Genomic DNA, 25190 nt, shown 5'->3' with positions numbered 1-25190 from the left:
AAAAAATCCTTCTATTTCCAGCCAGTCATCTCATCATGTTAAGTTTTTCTTAAACTGTTTTAAATAACCCGATATTGAGTAATTCCACACGAGTACTATCATCGCTATCAATAACGGGATAGCGAATAAAAACGCTATTTTCTATATATCGTATGATCACAACCGAGAAAAATAACGCTAAAAAAACAACTCATATATTTAAAAACAACCAAATTAACCTAAATATGTAAAAATATTATTTACATACTTCAAATCTCGCACGAATAAAATAGAATAGGCACAATAATGTTAAATGAAAAAAACAAACTGAATATCGAGTGGGCTGAGAAATTAAAACGTCTGGGCACCGCAACGCTTTATGAAGCACAAGGCGCAACAGGTTCACTTGATTCTTCTATCACGCCACTGGCGCGAGGTATGAAACTCGTTGGTCCTGCTATGACATTACAGATGAGGCCAGGGGATAATTTGATGATTCATTATGCACTACTTCACGCTAAAAAAGGCGACGTGCTGGTCATCAACTGTGATGGATTCACTGGCGCAGGTATTTGGGGTGATGTATTAACGGCACAGGCGCAACGTATTGGGCTGGCAGGGCTCGTCGTGAATGGTGCAGTGAGAGATAGCGATGCCATTATCGAATCAAACTTTCCCGTTTTTGCAAAAGGACTCTCTATTCGCGGTACAGAAAAAAAACAGCCGGGGAAAATGAATGAACCCCTTCTGATTGGCGACTGCATGATTCATCCCGGCGATATTATCGTAGGCGATTCAGACGGCCTCGTCGTCATAGAAAGTGCGCGTCTGGAAGAGGTTATCCATCTCTCTGAAGTACGTGAAGAAAAGGAGAACGTCTACAAAGAAAAAATATCACATGGTTCATCAACGGCTGAATTAATGGAGCTAAGTAGCATTTTTAAGAATCTGAATCTGAAATAAATATCCCGACATGGCATCATGTTTAGTTCAAACAAAACATAAAAACAGAAGTACGTTATAAAAATAAAAAATTAAAACCAAATGAAAGATAAACACTTACTTATTTAATCAGCAGGTAAAAAATGAATACTATAAAAAACAACAGTAAGTTTCGCTGGGTTGTTACAACACTGATTTTCTTTGTATACACCATTGCCGCAGCGGATAGAGCCAACATCGGGGTTGTTTTACCGTTCATCCGTAATGATTTTCATATGTCGAATACAGAAGCTGGCGCTCTAGCAAGTTTATTTCTGCTCGCTTACGCAATAGCACAAATCCCCAGCGGCTTTTTGTATTCAAAATTTGGCGTGAGGAAAATATTTTCCCTTTCAATGATCCTGACGTCGTTCGCTACTGGCCTGGTGGGGTTCTCTACTTCCATTCTCGGGCTCAAAGTTTCCCGTTTTATTTTGGGGCTTGCGGAAGGCCCATTGCCGATTGGTATAACATCAACGATCAATCGGTGGTTTCCTTCTCGTGAAAAAGGCATCGTCACCGCAATATTTCTGTCCGCAGCAAAGTTCGGTCCGGTGCTTGTTCCGCCAGTTTGTGCCTTTATTCTTTATCACTATAGTTGGCATTACGTTTTCTACTTCTTCGCGATTCCCGGCATTTTTCTTAGCGTTATATGGTACTTACTCGTTCCCAATACGCCACAGGAAAGCCGCTTTTGCTCCGAAAATGAGATCGCGCTGATTGAAGAACGAGATAACACAGCCACTTCATCAGTGAATACAGCCGCACAGAAGAAAGCCGTCCCTGCTCGACGTTTTACATTACTGGACAAGTTGATTCGTGCCAAAAAGGTGACACTGATTGATAATTCCAAAGGTATTTTCAGATCCTGGAATATTCTTGGTAGCACGTTAGGCTATTTCTTCATGATGGGGATAGTGAATGTGCTTCTTGCCTGGATCCCCACCTATTTAATGAATGAAAAAGGCTTTTCCATTATCAAAATGGGGATGCTGGCCTCCGCACCATGGATCGGCGCAGTCATTGGCAATATTATTGGCGGCTGGTGCTCGGATCGTATTCTCAATAAACGCCGTAAACCGTTGATGATGCTATCAGCGATTGCAACGGTGATCATGATGGTGATTCTCATCAATGCACCAGACAACGCGATGATCCTTGGTCCATTGCTGTTACTGACTGGGATTCTTTTTAATCTCGGTTTCTCAGCCTACATGGTCTATCCCATGTCACTGACGACCAAGGATGTCTTTCCGGTTGCGGGTGCGTTAATTAATACCGGGGGTCAGCTAGGTGGTGCAGTATGTCCTTTAATCGCAGGATATTTGCTCGATCATTACACTTGGGGACATGTCTTCGGATTCATGGCGTTAGGCTCTTTCTTATGCCTGCTTGTTCTCTTCACCATTTCTGAACCGCTCTCTGACGATCAAATAGGTCAGAAAGCAGCCTAGTCATCCTACTTTTAAGGCACAAGGATGTGTCTTTCAACCAAAGCCAACCGCACTTACCCCGAGATAGTCTTCATCGTTTCAATGAAATTCATAATATTGGGGTTCGGATTCTTCGCGTTATAAACAGCGTAGATATAACTCAGGCAGTTAAAATCTTCGATTGGCAGAAAAAGAACATCCTGGCGGTTATTAGGAATCGTGGATCGTCCAACAAGCGTGACGCCTAATCCAGCCCCGACCAATGCTAATGCCGTATGTATTTCAACCGTGCGATGAGCAACCGCTGGCTGAACGCCATACTCGATAAATTTATCCTGAATTCGCATGGCATAACTGCTTTTGGGATCGCTCGGAAAAATAATAAAGGGTGAATTACAAAAGTCTCGCAGCGTAATGAAATTCTTCCGGCTCAGATAATGGTTAATCGGGATCGCCGCCACGAGTGGATCAATCAAGATCAGTTCGCGCGACAGTTCCTGTCCGTCAGTCGGCTCGCTGATACCCATTTCACGGGTGAAGCCAATATCAATAGATTGCGTTGATAGCAGATCGGACTGATATTCAGAAAGCACCTCCTTTAGGGTGATACTAATATGGCCATGCTTTTCTGAAAAAAGTTTGATCGTTTCAGGAATAAGATTGAACATCACCGACCGGACAAACCCTAAATTGAGGTTAACGGATGCCGTACTAACATACTGCAATGCATCCCTTTCGAGTTTGTCAAAGCTGAATATCACTTCATGCGCTTTATTAAAAAGAAACTCCCCCAGCTTTGTCAGCGTAATCGGCCGAGAAGTGCGGTAAAATAACTCACCGTTCAATTCCTTTTCCAGCGACGTGATTTGCAGGCTGATTGCCGCGGGAGCAAGAGAAAAAGCCTTCGCAGCCTGGCTTATCCCTCCCGCTTCAACCACTTTACAGAAATAACGCAATTGTTTGATATTCATGGTTCGCTATCCTCTACCGATTGTTTAGTATGTTATCAGCATAACGTGGATAGTGGTTTCCTTTTAGCGGCTAAATACCAGCGGAACCCTTTTCGATAACAGGAAATAAGGGATCCAGACGACAATGCCGAAAACCGAAGAAGCAATGGCACGAATATCACCAATGTCGAGCTTAACGTTAAACAAGTAAGCAGGTAGCAATGTCATATACCCCACCAGCAGTGCGCTAAAAAGGTAGTAGGCAACCATGACGTTTCGCGTGCGTTTTTTGCGTTGGAAGAAGCTGATTGCGGCGAATATTTCCAGTGCGAACATGGCAATCAGGAAAAACACCAGCGCTAAAGCGTAATAGCCGAGAAATCCGGTATTCTTAAAGTGAATCACCATCGCATTGATAATTTCATACAGTGAGAACGGTGCGATAATCAAAGAGAGGATAATTCCCAACGCCGGAAGGTAGAGAATACCGTTAATCTTCTGCTGTTCTTGCGCTTCACACTCAGAACACAAGCCAGACTCTTTACGCGCATTGTTATCGCAGTGTAGGCACTTCATTTCTTAACTCCCTGTAACTCTGTTCCAACGAAAAAGACGGTTTCCCGTCTGATATCACACGAATTGTCGCCTATTCCCGAAACAATGTTAACCCCTACTCCGCCATCAACTCGCGCAGCATGCGCTCAGGGTTGTTCAGGAAAGCACGCGTGATCTGATAATGTTCCGTGTCCTCATACGCGACCTGCTGTATTCCGTCTTCACCGAACTGAAAGATCGTGGCATCCGGATACGCCATCAGAATCGGAGAGTGGGTCGCGATAATAAACTGCGATCCTTCACGGATGAGATCGTGCATACGGGCGATCGCAGCCAATTGCCTGCTGGGCGACAGCGCGGCTTCTGGTTCGTCGAGCAGATAAATGCCCTCTTTACCAAACCGATTGAGCAACAGCGCCATGAAGGATTCACCGTGGGATTGTTCATGCAGCGAATGCCCACCATAGGAATCGATCACGGGTGGATCAAAACCCGGTTCGCTATCCAGCCGCTCAATTTCCGTCGCGACATTGAAAAAGCTTTCAGCACGTAAGAAAAAACCGTTTTTAGGTTTCTTGATACCTTTCGCCACCCGCAAGAAACTCGACAGTCTGGAATGCGACGTACGGGTGCCGAAGTTGAAATTACGGGTTCCCCCTTCCGGGTTGAACCCCATCGAAACGGCAATAGCTTCTAACAGCGTGGATTTTCCCGCACCATTTTCGCCGATAAAAAAAGTGACTTTCGGGTGCAGTTCCAGCTTATCCAGTGAGCGAATCGACGGAATAGAAAACGGATACACCTCGAATGAATCAACCTTTTCCTGTGTCAGCGCGATTCGGCTGATGTATTGCGTTGAGATCATTTTCTGTCTTCCTGACGGGTAATGATGATGAGTGAGTTGTGTGTTTTTTCCATTACCTTAGCAAACGAATAAAAAGCGTCAATGCCTGATATTCATCCCCCGTCAGGCTGTGATCGCCGTCGCAGACGTGATATTTCCTCACTTTTTCCTAATTGCGCTGGCCGCCTTCATTTTCGCCGCCACTGTGGAGTAGCACAACGCATGCTGGGCATCTGCACATGGTTATTCCTTTCACTCATTTCCTATAACACTTTCGTAACCTACCTACGCAAGGTGTAAAAAATGACAACGACAACAACCGTATCATCTGCCCACACCAGAGAGGCACATCTCGCCTCAGCCATTGCCAAATTCTTCAAACGTATTATCCCAATGCTGGCCATTATGTTGATTATTAATCAAATAGATAGGTCAAACATCGGATTTATAAAAGCAGAGCTTCAGACCGATGCCGGCATCAGCGCGGCGGCATTTGGTCTTGGCGCAGGGCTTTTCTTTATCGGCTATGCGCTGTTTGAAGTCCCCAGTAACCTGATGATGAAGAAATACGGGGCGCGAGTGTGGTTGACTCGCATCATGATCACCTGGGGAGCCGTCGTGGTCGCGACGGGCTTTGTCACCAATCCTATCCAGTTTTATGTCCTGCGCTTTTTACTCGGCGTAGCCGAAGCGGGTTTCTTTCCCGGCGTACTGTATTACTTCCGGCTCTGGGTGCCTAATGCCTGGCGTGGTCGGGCAACGGCGCTGATCCTCAGTGCCAGCGCAGGGGCATTTCTCTTCTCCGGCCCGATTACGGGAGGCATCCTGATGATGCATGATTTCCTCGGCATCGCAGGCTGGAAATGGGTGATGTTTTTAGAAGGCGCAGGGTCGATTCTCGTCGGGATACTGGCGGCTTTCGTACTGGTCTCCAGCCCCGATAAAGCCCGCTGGCTCAGTGCAGAAGAAAAGCAGGCTTTAGAGCAACAGCTAAAGCAGGAAGAAATAGAGCGCGACGCACAGCAGGAAAATACCGGAAAACTTCGCTTACTGACGGATCGCAGAACGCTGTTCTACTGCGCCATCTTCTTTACCATGACCATGACGGGTTACACGCTGGTGTTCTGGCTCCCACAGATTATCCAACGTATTCAGGGGTTCAGCAGTTTCGGTATCGGACTGCTTACCGCCATCCCTTGGCTGTGCGCCATTATCGCCATCAACCTTGTCGGCAAATTTAGCGACAAACATCGCCAGCATTTACCTAAAGCGCTGGGCGTCGCTATGCTTATCGCCGCCTGCGGCACGTTTATGGCGACGATCGGATCGCCGTGGTTCGGCTTCCTCGCCATGATCGTTGCCTGCATTGGCTCAAAGGTCAGCGCCACCTTCTTCTGGCCCATGCCGCAGGGCAACCTGCCTGCATCCATCGTCGCACCGGGGATCGCCCTGATCAATTCCATTGGCAATCTCGGGGGCTTCGTCGCACCTACCGTCTTTGGCTATCTGGAATCAAAAACCGGCAGCACAACGGGCGGGCTCTATTCGCTGACCGCAGTTTCCGTCGTGACCGGTCTGTTCTTATTGCTGCGTAGCACACACGCCACGCCGCCCAGTTCATTCAAACCTATGGAGCATCGAAATGTCTGACAGCCCTATCATTAAAAAAATGGAGGTCATTCCGGTCGCCGGATATGACAGCATGCTTTTGAATATTGGCGGTGCACACAACTGCTACTTCACTCGGATTCTGGTGACGCTGACGGACAGTGCGGGCAATACCGGCGTAGGGGAATGTCCCTGCCATTCCAGCACGCTCGCGATACTCAACGATTTCATCCCGCAGGTGGAGGGAACATCGCTACTCAAGCTGAACACCACGCTGAGCACGCTGTTTAAAAGCGATAAGCGCAATCTGAGTAGCGGACAAAGCGACAACACCGCGATCCACATTCCGCAGATGAACCCGGAGAAATTTTATAATGCGGTAGCCGCGACGGAAGCCGCGCTGCTGGATCTGACCGGGCAGTTCTTAAATCTTCAGGTTGCAGAACTGCTGGCCAGCGGCAAGCAGCGCGATTCGATTCCGATTCTGGGATACCTCTTTTACATTGCCGATCGCACGAAAACCGACATGAATTACCTGCCCGGCGAAACCGGAAAACACGACTGGTTTTATCTGCGCCATCAGGCAGCCATGGACGACGACGGCGTGATCCGTCTGGCGGAAGCCGCCAGCGATCTTTACGGTTTTAACGATTTCAAACTCAAGGGCGGCGTACATCACGGCGAAAAAGAGGTTGAGACGGTAAAAGCGTTGCTGCGTCACTTCCCTGGTTCGCGGGTTACTGTGGATCCCAACGCCAACTGGTCTCTGGATGAATCAATACGCTTAGGGCGGGAGCTACAGGGGAAAATACCGTATCTGGAAGATCCGTGCGGCGCAGAGAACGGCTATTCCGGTCGGGAAACCCTCGCCGAATTCCGACGCGCCACCAACATTCCCGTAGCAACCAATATGATTGCTAACGACTGGCGCCAGCTTAATCACGCACTCCAGTTGAACGCCATCGATATTCCGCTGGCCGATCCGCACTTTTGGACCATGCGCTATGCCAATACCGTAGCGCAGCTCTGCTACGAATGGGGGTTAACCACGGGCTGCCATTCCAATAACCATTTCGATATCTCGCTCGCCATGGTTGCTCATCTGGGTGCCGCCGCGCCGGGCGAACGCATCACGCCATTTGATACCCACTGGATATGGCAGGATGGGCAGCAACTTACCCATGAAGCCCCGCGGATTGAAAAAGGTCATTTGCATTTGCCGGAAGGGCCGGGATTAGGAATTACGCTGAACAGGAAACGAGTCGAGGAGGCGCATCGGCTTTATCAGTCACTCCCAGATAAAAACCGTAACGACGCGCTCGGTATGCAGTTTTTAATCCCCAACTGGTCGTTTAACGCCAAACGGCCATCGCTGGTTCGTTGAGAGAATTCCCCGCCGATGCTGTCGGCGGGGATAGTGTTTTACTTAAGTCTTAGACGACATTATCGAGCGTCCGAAAGCGTTGCTCGTCAGAAAGCATAGTTGACGGTCATCGAGACGCTGCGCGGCGTACCATACACGGCATAAGGTGCAAGGTAGTCGTAGTACTCTTTATCGAACAGATTGTTGATATTGGCCTGTACCGCCAGCTGTTTGGTTACCTGATAGCGGCCAAATAGATTAACCAGCGCGTAGCTGCCCTGCTCGGCACGCAGCGTGGTGTTTTGCGGGCCAGAGCCTTCCTGCCAGATACCATTTTGCCAGTTCACACCACCGCCAACGGTTAAATCCGGCACCATTGGCAACTGGTAGCGGGTAAACAGCTTGAACGACGTGCGCGGCTGTTCTGGGTTAACCGACTGACCATCCTGATCGTCAACAACATAGCGCGAACCACCAAACGTCATTTGCAGGTTGTCCGTCACCGCACCGTTGACTTCAAATTCGATCCCTTTGCTGACGACACCATCAACTGAACGATAGGCAAACTCGCCACCGCCGCCGGGGATCGCGATTCCCGTTGATTGCCCTACATTATCCTGTTCGATACGGAAAATGGACACTGAGGCAGTCAGACGACTGTTATACCAGTCCCCTTTAACACCGGTTTCGTAGTTTTTGCCCGTAGTCGGTGACAGATATTTTTTATTCATATCTTTATACGTTTGCGGCTGGAAGATATCGGTATAGCTGGCATACGTTGACCAGGTATCGTTGATGTCATACACCAGACCCACATAAGGCGTGACGCGATTATTGCTGGTGTCACCCGTCGAACCAATGATGCTCCAGTCGGTGTAACGTGCGCCTGCTATCAGATGTAGCGGATCGGCCAGAGAGAAACGCGCCGAGGTATAGAGCGATTTTTGGCGCGTGGTTGAGTGTTCATAATCAGCCCAAGCACCCCAGACTGGTTCGGCAATATTGCCATTCCAGTTATAGTAATTCCCCATGTCTGCCGAGCTGATCGTCGATTGCGAGTTATAGAACTGGCTACGTTGTCGATTGTAGCTGCCACCTATCACCAACTCATGTTGGCGTCCCAGTAGCTCAAACGGGCCGGAAGCATAGGTATCCACCGCATCAACCTTACGGGTTCCTTTATTCCATCCACCGTAAGCACCGATATTGTAGCCATACGGATCAACCAGTATTCCGGTATCTTTATCCGGGAAACCATTGGCATACATCAGTTTGGAATCGAAGTTGGTTTCGCCATGCGTCCCGTTCATACGCACCTGCCAGCCGTTATCAAAACGCTGAGTCAGATCGGCAAAGACTTTTCTCGACGTTTTATCGGAGTAGCTCCAGTTCGGTGCGGGGTTAAATTTATGCCCAAAATTAGTCGGGCTGCCATCGGTAAACCATGTTGGCAAGCCGCCCCAGGTTGGGCTATCTGTGTTGTGTTCCTGGTAATCATAGCCAAGCGACAACGTCGTAGAATCTGTGACATCGGCATCAATCACGCCGTAGAGGAATTTTTTGCGGCTGTGGTAACGGTCAAGCCAGGTATCATTATCCTGATAGCCTGCAATCACACGCCCACGCACATTACCAGACTCCGTCAGTGGCGCAGACAGATCGGCCACCATCCGTTGTTTATCCCACGAGCCGTAACTCCCGGATACCGAGCCTTTGAATTCACGACTGTCCGCATGCTTGCGCACCATATTCACAGCAGCAGCAGGGTTGCCCGTTCCGGTCATGAGCCCAGTCGCCCCGCGCACCACCTCGATACGATCGTAAATCGCCGTGTCTGAGCCTGAATCACCAAAATCCCAGATTTCGTTAACAACCGTCGGAATCCCGTCGAACAGATAATTATTGATGCGGAAGCCACGAGCAAAATACGTCACACGTTCGGAGTCGATAATTTTAGAAGACACACCCGTCGTGTTCGCCATCACCTCGCCAATCGTTTGCAGATTCTGATCTTCGATACGCTGCTGGCTGATGACACTCACCGACTGCGGGATATCACGCGGCGTCAGCGTCATCTTCGTTCCGGCGTTAGTCACTTTCACGCTGTAATCCTGTGGATCGCTGGCTTCTGCGTTGGTATTAGCGCTAACGACAAGCGTATCACCTGAAGCAGGGCTTTCTTCGGCAGCGGCCTGAGCAGGCAAAAAAGAGGCTGAGATCAACAGGGCGAGAAGAGAGACGCCGAATGGTTTTACTCCGGCCAGCGAAGAATCACAAACGCGCGTTTTTTCGGCGCGAGTAACTCTAAAAGACATGGTATATCCTCGGTTAACTGATGGTGATTTTGGCGAGATGCTGAGGCAACTTTTGTCAACATTTGCACAGAAAAGTAAATGATAACTATACGCGTTATTATTACCATTTCAATTAATGGATTAATTGACTTAAAATACAAATAGATAAAAAAGAATAAATCACCATGCAATCAACAAGGCATTGTTACAAAAAGAACATACGATAAATTTATAGCAGCCCAGTGAGTCCAAGAACGGCAAACGGCAACGCAACTCCCGCCACTAAAGTTTGAACCGCAATGATGCCCGCCATCAATGGCGCATCACCGCCAAGCTGACGAGCCATGATGTAAGAAGATGATGCCGTCGGCAGCGCCTGAAACAGCAACGCCGCAATCGCCGCTGGACCAGATAGACCAATAATGGTGAACATATGAATTTAAAAGAAAAGCTTGAGGATTATACTGAAGAAGCATTTATTTCTTACTTGTCAGGTTTTTTTGATAATCCAATGGGGATTAAAGCAACGGGACCAGAAATATATTTAGATAATTTGGTTGAGCATTTTGACAGGATCGTACTTCATCCTGAAGGTAATGGTTTTTTTATCTATCTGATGGAAGAGATAATTCACTAAAAGGTATTCTTAACGAAATAAAATGTTGGCGAAAATCTCAAGGTCTTCCATTATTTAAAGACTCTGAGTGATCTTTTTATTTTGTCATACCCATGGTAAAAGGGTTATAGACTGATCGATACATTAGATCTTAAAATCTTCCTGAAATTTAATACGAAATTGCTATTAGCCCACAAGGCACCGGCACTCACGACAGCGGAAGTTATCATAATCTTTAGAGTTATGGACAATCAGCGCAGGATAAATCCGTTAGCGTAATAGAAAAAGGCGAGGTATTAAGTGGTGAGGTGAATGTCTGAAACAGCCAACTCAGGCTCAAGCCAGATTGATCATAACCTTTCCCGGTGTTTAGTCGGCATTAGGTTTCAAGAAAATTATAAAAAAATTAACTCACTCATAAAAAAATCTTTGATATAACATCCATTTTTATTATAAATAATCCGGTATTTTCCCTGGTGAGGCAAATACGTGCTTACTTGTTGATTATCATAAAGATACACAATCAATACATATCAGATTATGTTTCTTATCATAGAACAATATAGCAACCCAAGAACGAGTGAAATTCACTCTTGCCTAAATATGTTTTATATGATAAAGAAACATTCACATTGGAAGTATAATTTAGCGTGCTAATAATGAGGTTTTATTGTAATGAATCTAAATATTACTAACACACCAGATTCAGATGAGGAAGAGTTTGTAATAGCAAGCCTTTGGAAACACAATGAACAGTACGAAGCTGTTGATATTTCTCCTCTCTTTTTAAATTTCAAAGACGATGAAAACAATATTATCGCAGGGTTAATCTCCAGAACCTGGTGGGGCGCATTAGAAGTTCAATATCTTTGGGTGAGTGAGAAATATCGTAAAAGTGGGCTTGGGCGTCAACTTATGCAAGTTGCTGAAAAAGAAGCATTAAAGCGTGGTTGCCATCTGGCTTACGTGGATACATTCGGATTTCAGGCCAAGGGGTTTTACGAAAAATTGGGCTACAAAGAATATGGAAACCTACCGGGATATGCGCACAAGCATACTCGACATTACTTAGCTAAATTGATCCGCTGAATTAATTCCGGCCTATTAAGGAGGGCAGGATGCCATCATCACAAGCAAACATAACTGATTATATTCGTAATTTGATTATTATGATGGAATGTTTAAATGAACCATGGGGTATTAAAGATTTATCATCACGCCATGTTTATATGAATAAAGCCGCTTACCTTTATACCAATACGCCAATGCGTTTTGATATTGAAGGACGACTAGATGATGAATTCCCTGCCAGTTGGGCGGAGCTTTCTGACGATTTAAAAGAACACGACAGACTAACAGAAAATAGTGAGCAAAGAGTCACGGTTATCGAAACACATTATTGGTATGGAAAGAAAACACTGACGCCCTTCGTCAGTGAGAAGATCCCCATCTTTGATGAAAATAAGCTTTGCATTGGTACGATGTGGAATGCCAGACCTCTGGATACGCGGTCTCCACTCATCTATATAGACCAAAAGAAGCCGACCACATTACAAACCGAGTTAACAACCAGTATTTTCACCCAATCAGAACTGGATATTATCTTCTTGATACTACAGCGCTTATCAAATAAAGAAATAGCCAGAAAAATGAACGTAGCACCTAAAACAATAGAGAACAGAATATATAATATGTATCAAAAGGCAGAAGCGCATTCTTTACCTCAATTTGAAGAATTTTGTCGCCATCTTGGGATCGATGGCTATATTCCTAACTCTCTCATCGAGAAAGGCATTCAATTTATATAAGAGAACCTATCTACATGGAAAAAATAGATGACTACCCGGTTAGCCGCGTTCCACTGAGTGTCCGGCTGCCTTTTTTAAATGTGGCATTAGTGCACATCGGCATGCTAACTGCGCTAGACCAGTTTATGTTAGGCGCGGTGCTCGGCCATTCGATGACGCTGAGCCAGGCATTTCTCGCCATCTTTATTGGCAGCGTCATTTTTGGCGTGGTGACCCTGGGGCTGGGCTATGCGGGAATGAAAGAAGGCATGTCGGGTAGCCTGCTCGCACGCTGGTGCGGTTTTGGCCGTATTGGCTCCGTCCTGATTGGGCTGGTGATCGCCGTTAGCCTCATCGGCTGGTTCGGGGTTCAGAATGCCGTATTCGCCAAAGCGCTTAACTTTGCGATGGAGGATAAGCTCGGTTTTGGCTGGTCTGCTGCCCTGTCCGGCATTGCGCTAACGCTACTGGTTGCCTTTGGTTTCAGAGCGTTACGCTTCACAGCCAAAATTGCCGTGCCAATGTTTGTCATCGTCGTCGGCTATATCTCGATCATGACGCTCTCCGGCCACAATATTGCTGAACTGATCGCTTCTGCACCTAACGGTGAAGCCATTTCCATTAGTGCTGGTGCGACGATGGTCGTAGGCGGCTGTATCGTCGCGAGTTTGATCACTCCCGATATGACGCGCTATTCCCAAAAAGGCAAACACGTTTTCTGGATGACCATGCTGTCGATTATCGTCGGAGAGTTTATGGTGAATGGTCTCGCCATCATCATTGCCCGCGCGCTCAATACCGCAGACGTGGTGACGATCATGTCTCAGGCTGCTGGCGGCATCGGGCTGATTGCCGTGATATTTTCGACACTGAGAGTGAACGACATCAATCTTTATTCCTCCTCTTTGGGAATCGCCAATGCGATAGAGGGCGTCACAGGGAAGAAATTACGCTATGTCTCGATCACGCTGGTCATTGGCCTCATCGGCACAGCGCTTTCGGTAGCGGGTATTCTGGATCGCTTTATTGATTTCCTGACGCTATTAGGCGTGCTGTTCCCACCGATTATAGGCGTGATGCTGGTTGATTATTATATTTTACGTACCCACAAGACATTGCTCGAGAGCAGCCGTGCCGAAGGCCAATTACCCGATAGCGCCCAAACACCGCTGATTGGCTGGTCGGCTATTATTGCCAGCATTGTCGGTGCCATCATCGGATTAGCCTTTGAGTGGGGCGTGCCAGCATTTAATTCGTTACTGGCAGCCAGCCTGCTTTATTGGATAATAAAACATTACACCAATACCACGGGTATTTTAGGAAACTCGAACATAACCAAAATTTAAAATGAAATAGGTAACAAGTAAAAATTAATCTATAATCCAATCGGCCTCTTCTTACAGAGGCCGATATATTTTTCACTTAAGCAAAATAGCTCCTGAGCAATTCATTTTGCATGTAGGCAGCAACACACGCAGATTGAATGATGACGGATATAGGCCATGATGGCCTTGGGATGGGTCTTATATATCCATGAGGAATTTCCTCTCGTGAAATAATAAGGCTGATTAGCAATATTCATGCTAGGAAAAGGATTTATGCCAAAAATAAAAACACTTCTCACGCCGCTAAACTGTCTACTCGTTTTAAGTGGCGCATTGATGGTCAATACGGCAAACGCTGCTGAGGCTTGTACCGCGGGCAACTGGCAGGTGGATAATTCCATCACCGATATGCCTTCCGTGAAATACCAGACTGAGCACTTTGCTTTCCGCTGGAATAATAACGACGTTAACCGTAATGATGCGGTTGCCGCAGGGCAGAAACTGGAACAAATTTGGGATAAATTTATTAACCAAATTCAGTTCCCCGAGCCTTATTGCAAACAGAGCGTGAAATATAAAGCCAATATTCACATCGACCCGACCTTTGGGCTTAGCGGGGGGATTGCGGGTGGTGGCAGCATGGGTATGTGGATCGGCCCTGCGTCACTCAAAGATAACTGGGGACTGGCACACGAATTTACCCATGCGCTGCAAGGGCAAACCGGCGGCTTCCAGAGTACGGGCGATAACTACGTTGGCTGGATTTGGGAATCCCACGCGAACTGGATGACGCACCAGATGGATGAATTCCGCGGTACGTCGGCACACTGTTCGGAAATGCAGGTCAACTATTCGCATATTTATCTGGGTTCAACACGTAACCGTTACTGCAACTGGCAGTTTATGGAATACCTGAAAAACCGCTTTGGCTACAGTGCCATCAACGATATGTGGGCAAAAGCGCCGAAATGGGGCGAAAGTGGTCAGTCTACCGCCGATCCGCTATCTATTCTGCGCACCAACATGGGCTGGAGCCAATCTGAATTCAACGATGTCTTCGGCGACTGGGCGATGCACAACGTCAACTGGGATTACGTCGATCCAGACGGTTTCGACCGTGGCCGTTTTTACCGCTCAACCTACGGCAGCTATGGTGCGGTTCAACCCAACCAGAATAACGCCGACCGTTTGCTGAGAACCACCGCGCTTGAACCCGTTGTCGGTGCCAGCGCCAGCCTTCGCCGCTTCTCCGTACCGTTCGATCAGGCTCCGCAGCAGTTAGGCTACAACATTGTCAAACTTATCCCAGAAAGCGGTGCGACGAAAATCACCGTTAAATTCCGTGGCATGGTGCAAAGTAAATCGGCCATTACCCGCTTACCTGGGCTGAAAAACGATCCGGCAACCATGCCGCAACCGAATTCCGACTGGCGCTGGGGTATTGTTGCCATCGGTTCGGACGGCGTTTCTCGCTACAGTGAATTGCAGCGCGGCGCATCAGCCACGGTGAAGAATTTCACTATCCGTCAGGACGATCTCGGCATTTACATGGTGGTGATGGGCACGCCGTCGCAAATGCAAAAGATCAAGTGGGATCAGGCTTACTACTCCCTTTACCGCTACCCGTGGATGGCTGATTTCACCGGTGTTTGGCCGGAAGGCAGCCAGCCTGGTGCCCCGAATCCAACCGCTAACGGTTCTCGTCACGCAAATGGCGGCGGCTGGGTATCCAACTCAGCAAATGTTGCCCCTACCGCGTATGTCGGGCCTTATGCTCGCGTCATCGGCGGGACGGTAAGAGATAACGCCAGAATTGAAGATCGTGCGACGATTCTGAGCGGAACAGTGGAAGGTCGCGCCGTTGTCGGCGGCCTGACGGTGCTACAGGGTAATACCGTGGTACGCGATAATGCGCGACTGCATACGGTCTTCATGGGACCGGGGGCGTTTGAGCGCGGTATTGTGCTGTCCGGCAATGCGCAAATGCGTGGAGATGCAGAAATCCGCGGTGCTTCCGCGTCGCAGGGCGTGTTCTATGGCTTTATTGATGAAAATGAAGTCAGAAGCAGCGAAGCCGGTGCTTACCTGACCGATGCCGTGCCAGAAGTGACGGCCGTTCCGGTCTACAGCACGAAGTAATCTCACCACAAAAAAGATCCGAGAACCACGTTATAGCGGTTCTCGGATCCCCATAAATACACAGGCCGCCATGATGGCGGCCTGCTTCATGCATAGCACAGATTCTTAGAACAGTGCGCCGGGCGGTACGTCTTTATAAGTATTCAGGTAAGCCGCCAGCATTTTTTTAAAGAAGTTACGCACTTTTTTCACCTTGTTTTACTTAGCTCGTTATTCTGATAACGCGATGGAGTTGCTCTTGCCTTACGTGGCAGTGGACTGCCTTATGGTGGTGAATTGTACAACCTCTGTTGTTCAAAAGCTAATTTTTTGTGACGCACATCACACAATTAAATTCACTGCAATTTTCACTCAGCCCACCATTTCCCTACGCTGATTTTCTTTTGTTGCGAATCATTACCCTCAGTGACCAATACGTCGCTGGCTATGCTATGCTCATGATGAAAGACGAAATTTTAGTCACTGTCCGTTATTAACTGAGCGCCATTCACTGTCGGTTAGCACACTTTTTCACGCACAGTCACCACGGTTTCGCCATTGGTTATTCGCTGATGAAGGCTCGTTCCGACCCCCATGGAAACCTGGAAACTTAACCTCTTCTCTGCCTGGCTGGGATGCTTTTTCACCGGGCTGGCCATGAGCCAGATATTACCCTTCCTGCCGCTGTACATTGAGCAGCTTGGCGTTCACTCGCACGAGTCGCTGAGTCTGTGGTCTGGTTTGATCTTCAGTTCATCTTTCCTTGTCTCAGCCGCCGTTGCACCACTGTGGGGAAGCCTCGCCGACCGTAAAGGCCGTAAGCTTATGCTGCTGCGCGCCGCACTCGGCATGGCAATCGTGATGTCATTACAAGGATTGGCAACCAACGTATGGCACCTGTTCATCCTACGCACGCTCATGGGGCTGACCTCCGGGTACATTCCCAACGCGATGGCGCTGATTGCCTCACAGGTTCCGCGTGAAAAAAGCGGCTGGGCGCTGGGGATGTTATCGACGGGGCAGATCGCTGGCGTCATTCTCGGCCCCCTATTCGGCGGCTTTATGGCCGACTACATCGGGCTACGCATCGTCTTTTTCATCACTGGCGGTATGCTGTTTACCAGCTTCCTGATTACGCTTTTCGCGATCAAAGAGAGCGTGGTGAAAGTTACCAAAGAGAACCGACTCAGCGGGAAAGCCGTCTTCGCCTCGCTGCCGTATCCGGCGCTCATCATCTGTCTGTTCATTACGACGATGATGATCCAGATGGCGAACGGCTCCATCAGCCCTATCCTGACGCTGTTCATCCGCGATCTGGCTCCCGGTACGGACAACATTGCCTTTATCAGCGGCGTGATTGCGGCCATTCCCGGCGTGTCTGCCCTGCTATCCGCACCACGCCTTGGCCGTTTAGGCGACCGAATCGGCGCACATCGCGTTCTGATCGCCGCACTGGCGATCAGCGTGCTGCTGTTCCTGGTCATGGCGATGGTACAAAGCCCGACACAGCTCGGCATACTGCGCTTTCTGCTGGGCTTTGCCGATGGCGCCCTGATGCCAACCGTGCAAGCGCTGTTGGTCAAATACAGTAGTCAGCAGGTCACAGGCCGCATCTTCGGCTATAACCAGTCATTCATGTATCTGGGCAACGTCCTCGGGCCGTTGGTGGGTTCCGGCGTTTCCGCTCTGATGGGCTTCCGCTGGGTGTTCGTCATCACCGCTTTTCTGGTGCTGTGCAACACCATACAACTCTTTTTCGCCTTCAGGAAACCGCGCGGAAAAGGATAACGATCCAGCTAAAAGACAATTCTCCGGCCAGCAGCTCTGCTGGCCATTCATTTCTTGCTGTTTGCCCCCACCAATTGCGCTTTCCCTTTTTCTGGGGAGCCACTCACCGCGGCTTAATATGATGCAAAAGCATCAAAAAACTTATTTTTTGACAAAAAATCACCATCAAATTGCATCAACATGAAAAATTAATCACATAAATGTAAAAAAACTTAAACAAACCCTACCTATATTGGCTGCTTTGTTTCGGCACCACGCGAATTGCCCTGTTCAGACATTCGCGCCTGTAGGAAGTGAGTAATGAGAAACTGGAACGAACCAAAGAAGCAAAAAGCCCACATCGATTTGGTTCCCATGATCGATGTGATGATGTTCCTGCTGGTCTTTTTTGTGCTGATCAGCATGAACGTAATTCCAGCGCTAGGCCTGAAAACACAGCTCCCCGCCGCTGGCAGCGCGCAACAACTCAAGCCGCAGAAAAATGCCATCATCACGCTTGGCGCACAGGATCACCTTGAGCTGGACGGACAGCCGATGGCGCTAAGCGATCTTGTTACGACGCTGCAACAGCAGCAGCAAGACCAGCAAACCACCATCATTATCAACAGTGATAGAAGCGTCGAGGTTGAGCGTCTGGTCGCCGTCATGGATACCCTGCGTCAAGGCGGGTTCTCGTCCATTTCTATCGCTACCCGGAAATCGTGACATGTATCAGCTCTATCGCTCACGCCACGCCATCAGTTGGTTACCGTTGCCGGTCTTTGCCACCTGTCTGTTCTTCGCCAGCCAACAGCCGCCGCTAAAAGTTCAGCAGCACTATGACGAAACGGTGATGGCGCTCACACTGGCTGAACCGGAAGCGACTCCCCAGCCAGAACCGATCCCGGAGCCAGAACCGGTGCCCCAACCGGAACCCGAGCCTGAGCCGATGCCGGTGAATGAGCCGGATCCGATCATAGAAGCGCCACCGGTTACGCCGCCGAAACCCGAAGTGAAGCCGAAACCTAAACCAGAGGTTAAGCCCAGAGCGGAAACCAAACCTAAACCGATGTCCACGCCAGCCAAACCGACTACGACACGCCCGGAAGTCCCGGCCAAACGCCCTGCACCAGCAGCGCCCTCCGCGCCGGCGGTGAATGTCGCTGCGCTGGAAAATGGCTATGCGCAGGCGCTGCGTGCGCAGCTTGAACAAACCAAACGCTACCCGACCGGGCGGCAGGCCTCGCTCGAACGTCCTGAAGGTCGTGTTGAAGTCTGGCTGGAAGTTGATCGTACTGGGCGAGTCATCGATTCCGGAATCAGCAGCAAAGCACGCAGCATGCTGCTGAACCGGGCAGCGCAAGCCAGCTTGCAGAACATCAAACAGGTTCGGGCTTTCCCTGCCGACGCCTTTGCAGGACAAAGCACAAAACGCTTTTTAGCCACGTTCGATTATCAGGCGCAGTAGCGTTTCGTGCCTGAGTAAGAGAGTGAATCAGCAAAATAACGTCAACAATATATTACTGATAATACTAGGATTATTAAATGAAACCGTTCAAACTTTCTGGGGTATGTTTGTCCGTCGTCGGCGCATTACTGGCAGGTTCCGCGCTGGCGGAGGAAGCGACAGATGTCGGCACCATCAACGTACAAGGGCAGCCGCTCGGCGCAGGATTAATGGTTCAGGAAGACAGCGCTAAATCGCGCTCGACCGTGACAAAAGACGCGCTAGATAAGATGCCCGCAGCAGGCAACGCCATTGATAAACTGAAATACACCGCGGGTCTGAACGTCAGTAGTAACGACGCCAGCGGCCTAAGCGGTGTCAGCTATACCATGCGTGGCATGAGCGCGGATCAGGTCGGCCTGTCATCAGACGGCATCCCCGTCAATGACTCCGGCGACTACGCCGTGTACCCGAACGGCATGGGCGACCCTGAAAACCTGGAACAGATCTTTGTCACCCAGGGATCATCAGAAATGGACGGCCCACACATCGGTGCCAGCGGCGGTAATATCGGGCTGGTTTCCCACCGTCCGGCGAAAGATTTTGGCGGTTTCGTTAAGCAAACCTTCGGCAGCAACAACCTCAGCAAGACCTTCGCACGTCTGGAAACCGGTCAACACAACGGCTTCAGCAGCTGGCTATCCTACTCGTATACCGATTCCGACAAATGGCGCGGTGCAGGGTATTCCCGTGCCGATAAAGTCGAGTGGAACGGCCTGTATGAACATGAAAACGGCCACAGTAGCAGCCTGATTGTGAAATACAATCAGCAAGATACCATCAACTACTCGACGCTGAGCAAACGGCAGTTCGAGCAGAATGGGCGCAAGATGGATTACGCCACGACGCCGGTTTACAACAGCCGTGGACAGATTTCCCAATACTACAAACTTAACCGAAATAATTTTGAAACGCTGAATGTCACGTTCACCCAGAAATTGCAGCTGCGCGATAATCTGGCGCTGACGCTACAGCCTTACTATTTTTCAACAAACGGCGGCAGCTTCGGCAGCGGAAACGCCAGCGTGTTATCCGCGACGTCGGACCGCGCGGGTAACTACGATCTCAGCAACCTGACCTCCAACACCTACTATCGCCCGTCGTGGACGGAAACCTGGCGGCCGGGTATCACCACCAAGCTGAAGTGGGACATTAGCGACGAGCATAGCCTGGATATCGGCTACTGGTTCGAACGTGCCCGCCAGCGCCAAACGCAGCCGTTTATTCCGATCCAGAGCGACGGTAATCCAGTTAGCATTTCCGGCAAACCCGGCGATGCAAATCAGGTTACTGACGCAAACGGGAAAGTGGTTCAAGGCCGTAACCAGTTTACCGTCACGCCAGCCCATAAAATCTGGGTGCAGGACACCTGGTTCTTTTCACCGGAATGGACGTTCACCGGTGGTCTGGCCTATCAGCACGTAGAGCGTGACGGGACTAACCTCGGCAGCCTGTATAACGTCGCAGAGAAAAAGAACAAGAAATACCATGAATTCCTGCCCAGCTTTAACGCGGCTTACCGCATCAATACCGAAAATCAGGTGTTCTATAACATCACGCGCAACATGCGTACCCCGCCCAACTACGTCTTGTACAACGTTGGCGATTCCATCAATACCAAACCTGAGCTGAGCTGGAACCAGGAACTCGGCTGGCGCTTCCAGGATGAAGACATGCTGCTGAGCGCCTCGCTGTTCTTTATCCGCTTCACCGATCGCCAGATCTCCAGCCGTAATGCTGATGGCGATTACGAAATGATCAACGCCGGGAAAGTGGAAAACAAAGGGCTAGAGCTGGAATGGAGCGGCAAACTGCCTCACAACTTCAACTACTTCGCGGCTTACACCTACACCGACACCGAGCAGAAAAACAATCTCGCCACCGGCGGTAGCCAGCTCCCCACCACGGGCAAACAGGTCGCCAACGCGCCGAAAAATATGCTCAACCTCGGGCTGGGCTATGACGACGGACTCTATTACGCCGGCGTAAATAGCCGCTATGTCGGTTCGTTCTACGGCGATATGACTAATGACGAGAAGATCGGCGGACGCACCGTTTTCGATCTCAGCGCCGGAGTCTATCTGCCAGTGGATAAGAAGATCGTGAAAAGCGCCACCTTACGCGTTGGCGTCAACAACTTGTTCGACAAAGAGTACCTCGACTCCGCGCGCTCAGTGAGCTTCAACTCAAAATCGTATAACGGCGTATCGGCAGGCACACCGTTTTACAACGTCGGGGAAGAACGCACCTTCAGCGCCTCACTGGAAGCCACGTTCTAATCTGTTAATAGTCTAAATACAGAGCAAAACGGGGGTAATGGGATAGAAGAGTAAAGCGTCCGCGCCAGGGATGGCGCGGCTCGAGCTTACAAGGATGTACTTGCAGCGTCTTTACGATCTACCCATTACACCCGCCCGACGCATGTCGTCATCAATCACAAACAACGCCCAACAAGGCAACAGAAGGATCAGGCCATGAACGCCGATATGCTGCACGAGATTATTTTCTACATCATGTACGCCTCACTGGTGATCGCCCTGATGATCATCATCGAGCGCAGTCTCTATTTTTCCTATACGCGTCGGCAGGCCAAACGGCTGGAACGTGCGCTGACAGCGGATATCCGCCACGTTCACGATTTGCCAGATGCGCTGACCCAGCGCCCCAGCCTGCCCATCGCCGTTGTCACGCCCGTGCTCGCGCAGTCACATCAGGCAGAAGACCGCGATGCGCTTAACGATCTGATCGACGCACAATATCTGCAAAGTAAACCACAGCTGTCGCGCGGACTGTGGGTTCTGGAAACCGTCGTCACCGCGGCACCGTTACTGGGTTTACTCGGCACCATCATGGGGATTATCGAAACCTTCAAAGCCCTCTCCGCAGCAGGAATTTCCGATCCAAGTCAGGTTTCTGCTGGAATGGGAACCGCGCTGTACGCCACCGGACTGGGGATTGCTATCGCGCTGGTTTGCCTGCTGGGGAATAATTTCCTGCAAAACCGAATGGAACACATCAACGAAATGCTGAAAGTTCTGCTGATCCGCGCAGGAATGCCGCATACTCGCCAACAGAAAGCGGGCCCTGCTGTGACGCACAATTCGATTACAGACCGTGCCGTGACAGACAAAGCGATAGCGGAGAAGCGCTATGCGTAATCGTTGTGGTTTCACTAATCTGGGGCAGCGCTGGAAGCATTGCATCAACACACTGCTGACAGGAGGTGTATTGTTTATTGTAAGTGCGTCAGCCCAAGCCGACGCCAGCGCAAGTGGGTATCGCATTCCCGGCTATGAATTAGTGTATGACGCCCCGATGGAAACCACGCTGACCGCCTCCGATTTACGCCCCAGCGACGCGGTGTGGATATCGCTGTTTGATAACGCACAACACACCATTGAACTGGGCCAATTCTATGTCGCCAATCAGGCGGGAACACGCTTCGATCGCGTCTTGCAGCATCTGCGCGCCGCCGGAGAGCGTGGTGTGAGAATCCGCCTGCTGCTCGAAGAAAAAGGACTAAAAATTTCCACCCAGGACACGCTGGAACGGCTCAAAACAATTCCGAATCTGGAGCTACGCGTGATTCCCTTTGAACGCCTGAGCGGCGGTATTGTGCATGCTAAATATCTGCTGGTTGATGGCAAACAGGCTTACATGGGTAGCCAAAATCTTGACTGGCGAGCGCTGGAACACATTCACGAAACAGGATTATTGATCGACGATCCGCATGTGGTTACTCAGCTTAGCGCTATTTTTGAACAAGACTGGCAGGCTCAGGCGCGGCTGCTCAACGGCGAAACCGTTCCGCCGCTGCCCACCGCCACGCAACCCGCTGACCGTTCAGGCAACTATCTGGTTGCCAGCCCCAAAGCGTTTAATCCCGCTGGCGTGATAGATTCCGAAGAAGAACTGCCTCGCTTGCTGGCCGAAGCCCAGCAGTTGGTTCGCATTCAGGTGATGGATTACGTCCCGCTCTCCTACGGCTCGGATAAAACGCGCCCGTACTATGCGGTTATCGATAACGCCATTCGCGCTGCCGCCGCACGCGGCGTACAGATCGAGCTGATGGTGTCCGAATGGAGCACCAAAATGCCGAATATCGCCTATCTGAAAAGCCTGGCATTGCTACCCAACATCCAGATAAAAACGGTATCGATACCGCAAGCCAGCAGCGGCTTCATCCCTTTTGCTCGCGTGATCCACAGTAAAATCATGACCATCGACGGAAAGAAAGCCTGGATCGGTACCAGCAACTGGAGCGGCGGCTATCTGGATAACTCGCGTAATCTGGAAATGGTGATTCAGAACCCCGCGATGGCGCAGCGGGTAGACATGCTCTTTACACAGCTTTGGAACAGCGAGTACGCGCATCCTTTGCGCATTGATTATGATTACCCTCGGCCCAATCCGGGCGGCATGAAAGAGAAAGCACAGGAAAACACCGCTTCATCCACGACAGGCGGCACGGTCACCGCACCGTAGCCACTACCCGAATGACATTTGATGGGGAATAGCATGAAACACACGTTGTTAGCACTGCTGGTTGCCGGATTTCTGCCGTTCAGCGCGCAGGCCGAAGGAGAAAAAGTAACACGCTACGTCGTTACCTTCCCAGCCAGCGATCATGTTGCGTATCAGGGAAAATTCGCCAAGAACTTCCCCAACGGCTTGCCTGTCGGCATTGGCTCCGGCCTCTATTTTACTGGCAAACAGGGTGACGACCTGATGTTCACCACCGTCACCGATCGCGGCCCGAATGCCGATGCGCCGCTGGTCGGCGAGAAAGAGGCCAAGATCTTTGCCAGCCCTGACTACGCGCCGCTGATGATGGATATTCGGGTCAGCGCGAAAGCCGCCGAGGCGATCAACGCCCGCCCGCTACACGATGCCGAGGGCAATATCACCGGCCTGCCGCTGCCAGCAGACGTTATTGGCACCACCAATGAAGTCGCGCTGAACGACGCCCTACAACCGCTCAGTACCAGCCAGCGTGGGCTGGACACCGAAGGCGTTACGCCGGATGGCAAAGGTGGCTTCTGGCTGTGTGACGAATACGGCCCATTCCTGATCCACGTTGATGCTAGCGGGAAGATCCTGCAAAAATTCGGGCCGACGCCTGCGGGCAATGAGCATTCGGTTGCCAGTGGCTTACCGAATATCATCAAATGGCGTCAGCCGAATCGGGGTTTTGAAGGGTTGACCCGCTTACCGAATGGCACGATCGTTATGGCCGTGCAAAGCACGCTGGATATCGACGGCAAAAGTAAAAACAAAGCGCAGTTTACGCGTCTGGTGATGTTTAATCCGGAAACCAAAACCAGCCGCATGGTGGGCTACCCCATCAATATCGACAGCTATAAGAAAGCGAAGGATGCCAAAATCGGCGATATCGTCGCGTTGGATAATCAGCGTATTCTGCTGGTCGAGCAAGGTGCGGATAAAGACAAGCAGATGCAGAACCGCATCTATCTGGTCGATCTCAGCAAGGCGAGCGATCTGACGCCATTCGATACCGACGGCAAATCACCGGAATTTGACGATCCCGCCCAGTTGGAAAAACGCGGCATTACGCTGGCACACAAGCAGGAGTTGGTGGATCTGCGTAAACTTGGCTGGCAGCAGGAGAAAGTGGAAGGTCTGGCACTGGTCGATAAGCAAACGCTGGCCGTCATTAACGACAACGACTTTGGTCTGCAATCCGTACTGCACTCTCCCGTGAAAGCAAAAGATAAGGCGGACGACTATCAGGTTACTGCCGATGGAAAACTGACGCGAGATGGCAAAGCGGTCGAGACAACGTTAGCCATCAAACCGTTGGAGAAACCAGAAGTCGATAATGAACTGTGGGTGATTCATCTGGCACAGCCATTGAAGTAGTTCTTTCAATAAGACCTTACTTTCAAAAAGACAGTTTTTAGTACCTGCTCCCCACCAAAGCTCAGCGCTAAAAACTCACCAATCCCAAAAAACAGGCAGAAATAACGTTTTATGCTCATTGATTTTTAATAAAAAAAAATCAATGAGCTACTTCCATACCACCCACCAATCAGTGCAAAACTC

21 protein-coding genes and 1 pseudogene are annotated in these 25190 nt (G+C 49.9%); 16 read left to right on the top strand and 6 right to left on the bottom strand.

Annotated features, from left to right (window positions below; all coding sequences use genetic code 11):
* Nucleotides 1–285 precede the first annotated feature (285 nt).
* The gene (locus tag KKH3_RS03280) at nucleotides 286–942 is read left to right on the top strand and encodes an RraA family protein (protein WP_052201285.1); all 657 of its coding nucleotides are present in this window, start codon (nucleotides 286–288) and stop codon (nucleotides 940–942) included.
* A gap of 122 nt (nucleotides 943–1064) precedes the next feature.
* Nucleotides 1065–2414 (top strand): MFS transporter, encoded by a 1350-nt coding sequence (locus KKH3_RS03275; protein WP_039355721.1) that lies wholly within the window; start codon nucleotides 1065–1067, stop codon nucleotides 2412–2414.
* 53 nt (nucleotides 2415–2467) lie between these two features.
* On the opposite strand, the gene KKH3_RS03270 is transcribed toward KKH3_RS03275, so the two are convergent.
* From KKH3_RS03270 to KKH3_RS03260, 3 genes are all read right to left on the bottom strand, one after another.
* On the bottom strand, nucleotides 2468–3364 hold the full coding sequence (locus KKH3_RS03270; protein WP_039355718.1) for a LysR family transcriptional regulator: 897 nt from the start codon (nucleotides 3362–3364) through the stop codon (nucleotides 2468–2470).
* 63 nt (nucleotides 3365–3427) lie between these two features.
* Nucleotides 3428–3919: a DUF2569 domain-containing protein gene (locus KKH3_RS03265; RefSeq protein ID WP_039355714.1), complete on the bottom strand. Its 492-nt coding sequence runs from the start codon at nucleotides 3917–3919 to the stop codon at nucleotides 3428–3430.
* A gap of 94 nt (nucleotides 3920–4013) precedes the next feature.
* Nucleotides 4014–4763 (bottom strand): AAA family ATPase, encoded by a 750-nt coding sequence (locus tag KKH3_RS03260; protein ID WP_039355712.1) that lies wholly within the window; start codon nucleotides 4761–4763, stop codon nucleotides 4014–4016.
* Between the two features lie 282 nt (nucleotides 4764–5045).
* On the opposite strand from KKH3_RS03260, the gene KKH3_RS03255 reads away from it, so the two are divergent.
* On the top strand, nucleotides 5046–6392 hold the full coding sequence (locus KKH3_RS03255; RefSeq protein ID WP_039355710.1) for an MFS transporter: 1347 nt from the start codon (nucleotides 5046–5048) through the stop codon (nucleotides 6390–6392).
* Nucleotides 6385–7734 (top strand): enolase C-terminal domain-like protein, encoded by a 1350-nt coding sequence (locus tag KKH3_RS03250; protein ID WP_039355707.1) that lies wholly within the window; start codon nucleotides 6385–6387, stop codon nucleotides 7732–7734. Before KKH3_RS03255 ends, KKH3_RS03250 begins: the two co-directional genes overlap by 8 nt.
* 86 nt (nucleotides 7735–7820) lie before the next feature.
* Here the strand turns inward: KKH3_RS03250 and fhuE are convergent, their stop codons facing one another.
* A complete protein-coding gene (gene fhuE / locus KKH3_RS03245; protein ID WP_039355703.1) occupies nucleotides 7821–10028 on the bottom strand; it encodes a ferric-rhodotorulic acid/ferric-coprogen receptor FhuE in 2208 nt (735 codons plus the stop codon).
* Nucleotides 10029–10236: 208 nt separating this feature from the next.
* A complete protein-coding gene (locus tag KKH3_RS03240) occupies nucleotides 10237–10440 on the bottom strand; it encodes an AEC family transporter (protein ID WP_039355701.1) in 204 nt (67 codons plus the stop codon).
* Between KKH3_RS03240 and KKH3_RS03235 the strand changes: the two are divergent.
* The 5 genes and pseudogenes from KKH3_RS03235 (at nucleotide 10441) to KKH3_RS03215 (ending at nucleotide 15874) form a co-directional block, all read left to right on the top strand.
* Nucleotides 10441–10715, top strand: a pseudogene (locus KKH3_RS03235) (bacteriocin immunity protein).
* A 583-nt stretch (nucleotides 10716–11298) separates the two neighbouring features.
* Nucleotides 11299–11712, top strand: a complete 414-nt coding sequence (locus KKH3_RS03230; protein ID WP_039355699.1) for a GNAT family N-acetyltransferase — start codon at nucleotides 11299–11301, stop codon at nucleotides 11710–11712.
* A gap of 29 nt (nucleotides 11713–11741) precedes the next feature.
* Entirely contained in the window at nucleotides 11742–12431 is a 690-nt protein-coding gene (locus KKH3_RS03225) for a helix-turn-helix transcriptional regulator (RefSeq protein WP_039355696.1), read from the top strand.
* Nucleotides 12432–12445: 14 nt separating this feature from the next.
* Entirely contained in the window at nucleotides 12446–13756 is a 1311-nt protein-coding gene (locus KKH3_RS03220; RefSeq protein WP_052201283.1) for a purine-cytosine permease family protein, read from the top strand.
* Between the two features lie 252 nt (nucleotides 13757–14008).
* Complete coding sequence (locus KKH3_RS03215) at nucleotides 14009–15874, top strand: Svx/AvrXca family virulence/avirulence protein (protein ID WP_039355693.1); 1866 nt, start codon at nucleotides 14009–14011, stop codon at nucleotides 15872–15874.
* A gap of 105 nt (nucleotides 15875–15979) precedes the next feature.
* Here the strand turns inward: KKH3_RS03215 and azuC are convergent, their stop codons facing one another.
* Complete coding sequence (gene azuC, locus KKH3_RS22585) at nucleotides 15980–16057, bottom strand: stress response protein AzuC (protein ID WP_014914323.1); 78 nt, start codon at nucleotides 16055–16057, stop codon at nucleotides 15980–15982.
* Nucleotides 16058–16447: 390 nt separating this feature from the next.
* Here azuC and KKH3_RS03210 point away from each other — a divergent pair, with 390 nt between their 5' ends.
* The 7 genes from KKH3_RS03210 (at nucleotide 16448) to KKH3_RS03180 (ending at nucleotide 25007) form a co-directional block, all read left to right on the top strand.
* Nucleotides 16448–17641 (top strand): multidrug efflux MFS transporter, encoded by a 1194-nt coding sequence (locus tag KKH3_RS03210; RefSeq protein ID WP_039355690.1) that lies wholly within the window; start codon nucleotides 16448–16450, stop codon nucleotides 17639–17641.
* Nucleotides 17642–17941: 300 nt separating this feature from the next.
* Entirely contained in the window at nucleotides 17942–18346 is a 405-nt protein-coding gene (locus KKH3_RS03205) for an ExbD/TolR family protein (protein WP_039355687.1), read from the top strand.
* Between the two features lies 1 nt (nucleotide 18347).
* Complete coding sequence (locus KKH3_RS03200; protein ID WP_039355685.1) at nucleotides 18348–19088, top strand: energy transducer TonB family protein; 741 nt, start codon at nucleotides 18348–18350, stop codon at nucleotides 19086–19088.
* Nucleotides 19089–19165: 77 nt separating this feature from the next.
* A complete protein-coding gene (locus KKH3_RS03195) occupies nucleotides 19166–21406 on the top strand; it encodes a TonB-dependent receptor family protein (RefSeq protein WP_039355683.1) in 2241 nt (746 codons plus the stop codon).
* Between the two features lie 195 nt (nucleotides 21407–21601).
* The gene (locus KKH3_RS03190) at nucleotides 21602–22285 is read left to right on the top strand and encodes a MotA/TolQ/ExbB proton channel family protein (RefSeq protein WP_039355681.1); all 684 of its coding nucleotides are present in this window, start codon (nucleotides 21602–21604) and stop codon (nucleotides 22283–22285) included.
* On the top strand, nucleotides 22278–23612 hold the full coding sequence (locus KKH3_RS03185; protein ID WP_039355678.1) for a phospholipase D-like domain-containing protein: 1335 nt from the start codon (nucleotides 22278–22280) through the stop codon (nucleotides 23610–23612). Before KKH3_RS03190 ends, KKH3_RS03185 begins: the two co-directional genes overlap by 8 nt.
* A gap of 33 nt (nucleotides 23613–23645) precedes the next feature.
* The gene (locus KKH3_RS03180) at nucleotides 23646–25007 is read left to right on the top strand and encodes an esterase-like activity of phytase family protein (protein ID WP_039355676.1); all 1362 of its coding nucleotides are present in this window, start codon (nucleotides 23646–23648) and stop codon (nucleotides 25005–25007) included.
* Nucleotides 25008–25190 lie beyond the last annotated feature (183 nt).

It is taken from the genome of Pectobacterium actinidiae, assembly GCF_000803315.1.
GTDB classification, from domain to species: domain Bacteria; phylum Pseudomonadota; class Gammaproteobacteria; order Enterobacterales; family Enterobacteriaceae; genus Pectobacterium; species Pectobacterium actinidiae.
This window is presented reverse-complemented; position numbering and strand designations above follow the sequence as displayed.

What these genes read in the sequence shown, in the direction of transcription:
- KKH3_RS03280 (WP_052201285.1), top strand. Translation starts at nt 286, where the DNA reads ATGTTAAATGAAAAAAACAAACTGAATATCGAGTGGGCTGAGAAATTA.
- KKH3_RS03275 (WP_039355721.1), top strand. Translation starts at nt 1,065, where the DNA reads ATGAATACTATAAAAAACAACAGTAAGTTTCGCTGGGTTGTTACAACA.
- KKH3_RS03270 (WP_039355718.1), bottom strand. Translation starts at nt 3,364, where the DNA reads ATGAATATCAAACAATTGCGTTATTTCTGTAAAGTGGTTGAAGCGGGA.
- KKH3_RS03265 (WP_039355714.1), bottom strand. Translation starts at nt 3,919, where the DNA reads ATGAAGTGCCTACACTGCGATAACAATGCGCGTAAAGAGTCTGGCTTG.
- KKH3_RS03260 (WP_039355712.1), bottom strand. Translation starts at nt 4,763, where the DNA reads ATGATCTCAACGCAATACATCAGCCGAATCGCGCTGACACAGGAAAAG.
- KKH3_RS03255 (WP_039355710.1), top strand. Translation starts at nt 5,046, where the DNA reads ATGACAACGACAACAACCGTATCATCTGCCCACACCAGAGAGGCACAT.
- KKH3_RS03250 (WP_039355707.1), top strand. Translation starts at nt 6,385, where the DNA reads ATGTCTGACAGCCCTATCATTAAAAAAATGGAGGTCATTCCGGTCGCC.
- fhuE (WP_039355703.1), bottom strand. Translation starts at nt 10,028, where the DNA reads ATGTCTTTTAGAGTTACTCGCGCCGAAAAAACGCGCGTTTGTGATTCT.
- KKH3_RS03240 (WP_039355701.1), bottom strand. Translation starts at nt 10,440, where the DNA reads ATGTTCACCATTATTGGTCTATCTGGTCCAGCGGCGATTGCGGCGTTG.
- KKH3_RS03230 (WP_039355699.1), top strand. Translation starts at nt 11,299, where the DNA reads ATGAATCTAAATATTACTAACACACCAGATTCAGATGAGGAAGAGTTT.
- KKH3_RS03225 (WP_039355696.1), top strand. Translation starts at nt 11,742, where the DNA reads ATGCCATCATCACAAGCAAACATAACTGATTATATTCGTAATTTGATT.
- KKH3_RS03220 (WP_052201283.1), top strand. Translation starts at nt 12,446, where the DNA reads ATGGAAAAAATAGATGACTACCCGGTTAGCCGCGTTCCACTGAGTGTC.
- KKH3_RS03215 (WP_039355693.1), top strand. Translation starts at nt 14,009, where the DNA reads ATGCCAAAAATAAAAACACTTCTCACGCCGCTAAACTGTCTACTCGTT.
- KKH3_RS03210 (WP_039355690.1), top strand. Translation starts at nt 16,448, where the DNA reads ATGGAAACCTGGAAACTTAACCTCTTCTCTGCCTGGCTGGGATGCTTT.
- KKH3_RS03205 (WP_039355687.1), top strand. Translation starts at nt 17,942, where the DNA reads ATGAGAAACTGGAACGAACCAAAGAAGCAAAAAGCCCACATCGATTTG.
- KKH3_RS03200 (WP_039355685.1), top strand. Translation starts at nt 18,348, where the DNA reads ATGTATCAGCTCTATCGCTCACGCCACGCCATCAGTTGGTTACCGTTG.
- KKH3_RS03195 (WP_039355683.1), top strand. Translation starts at nt 19,166, where the DNA reads ATGAAACCGTTCAAACTTTCTGGGGTATGTTTGTCCGTCGTCGGCGCA.
- KKH3_RS03190 (WP_039355681.1), top strand. Translation starts at nt 21,602, where the DNA reads ATGAACGCCGATATGCTGCACGAGATTATTTTCTACATCATGTACGCC.
- KKH3_RS03185 (WP_039355678.1), top strand. Translation starts at nt 22,278, where the DNA reads ATGCGTAATCGTTGTGGTTTCACTAATCTGGGGCAGCGCTGGAAGCAT.
- KKH3_RS03180 (WP_039355676.1), top strand. Translation starts at nt 23,646, where the DNA reads ATGAAACACACGTTGTTAGCACTGCTGGTTGCCGGATTTCTGCCGTTC.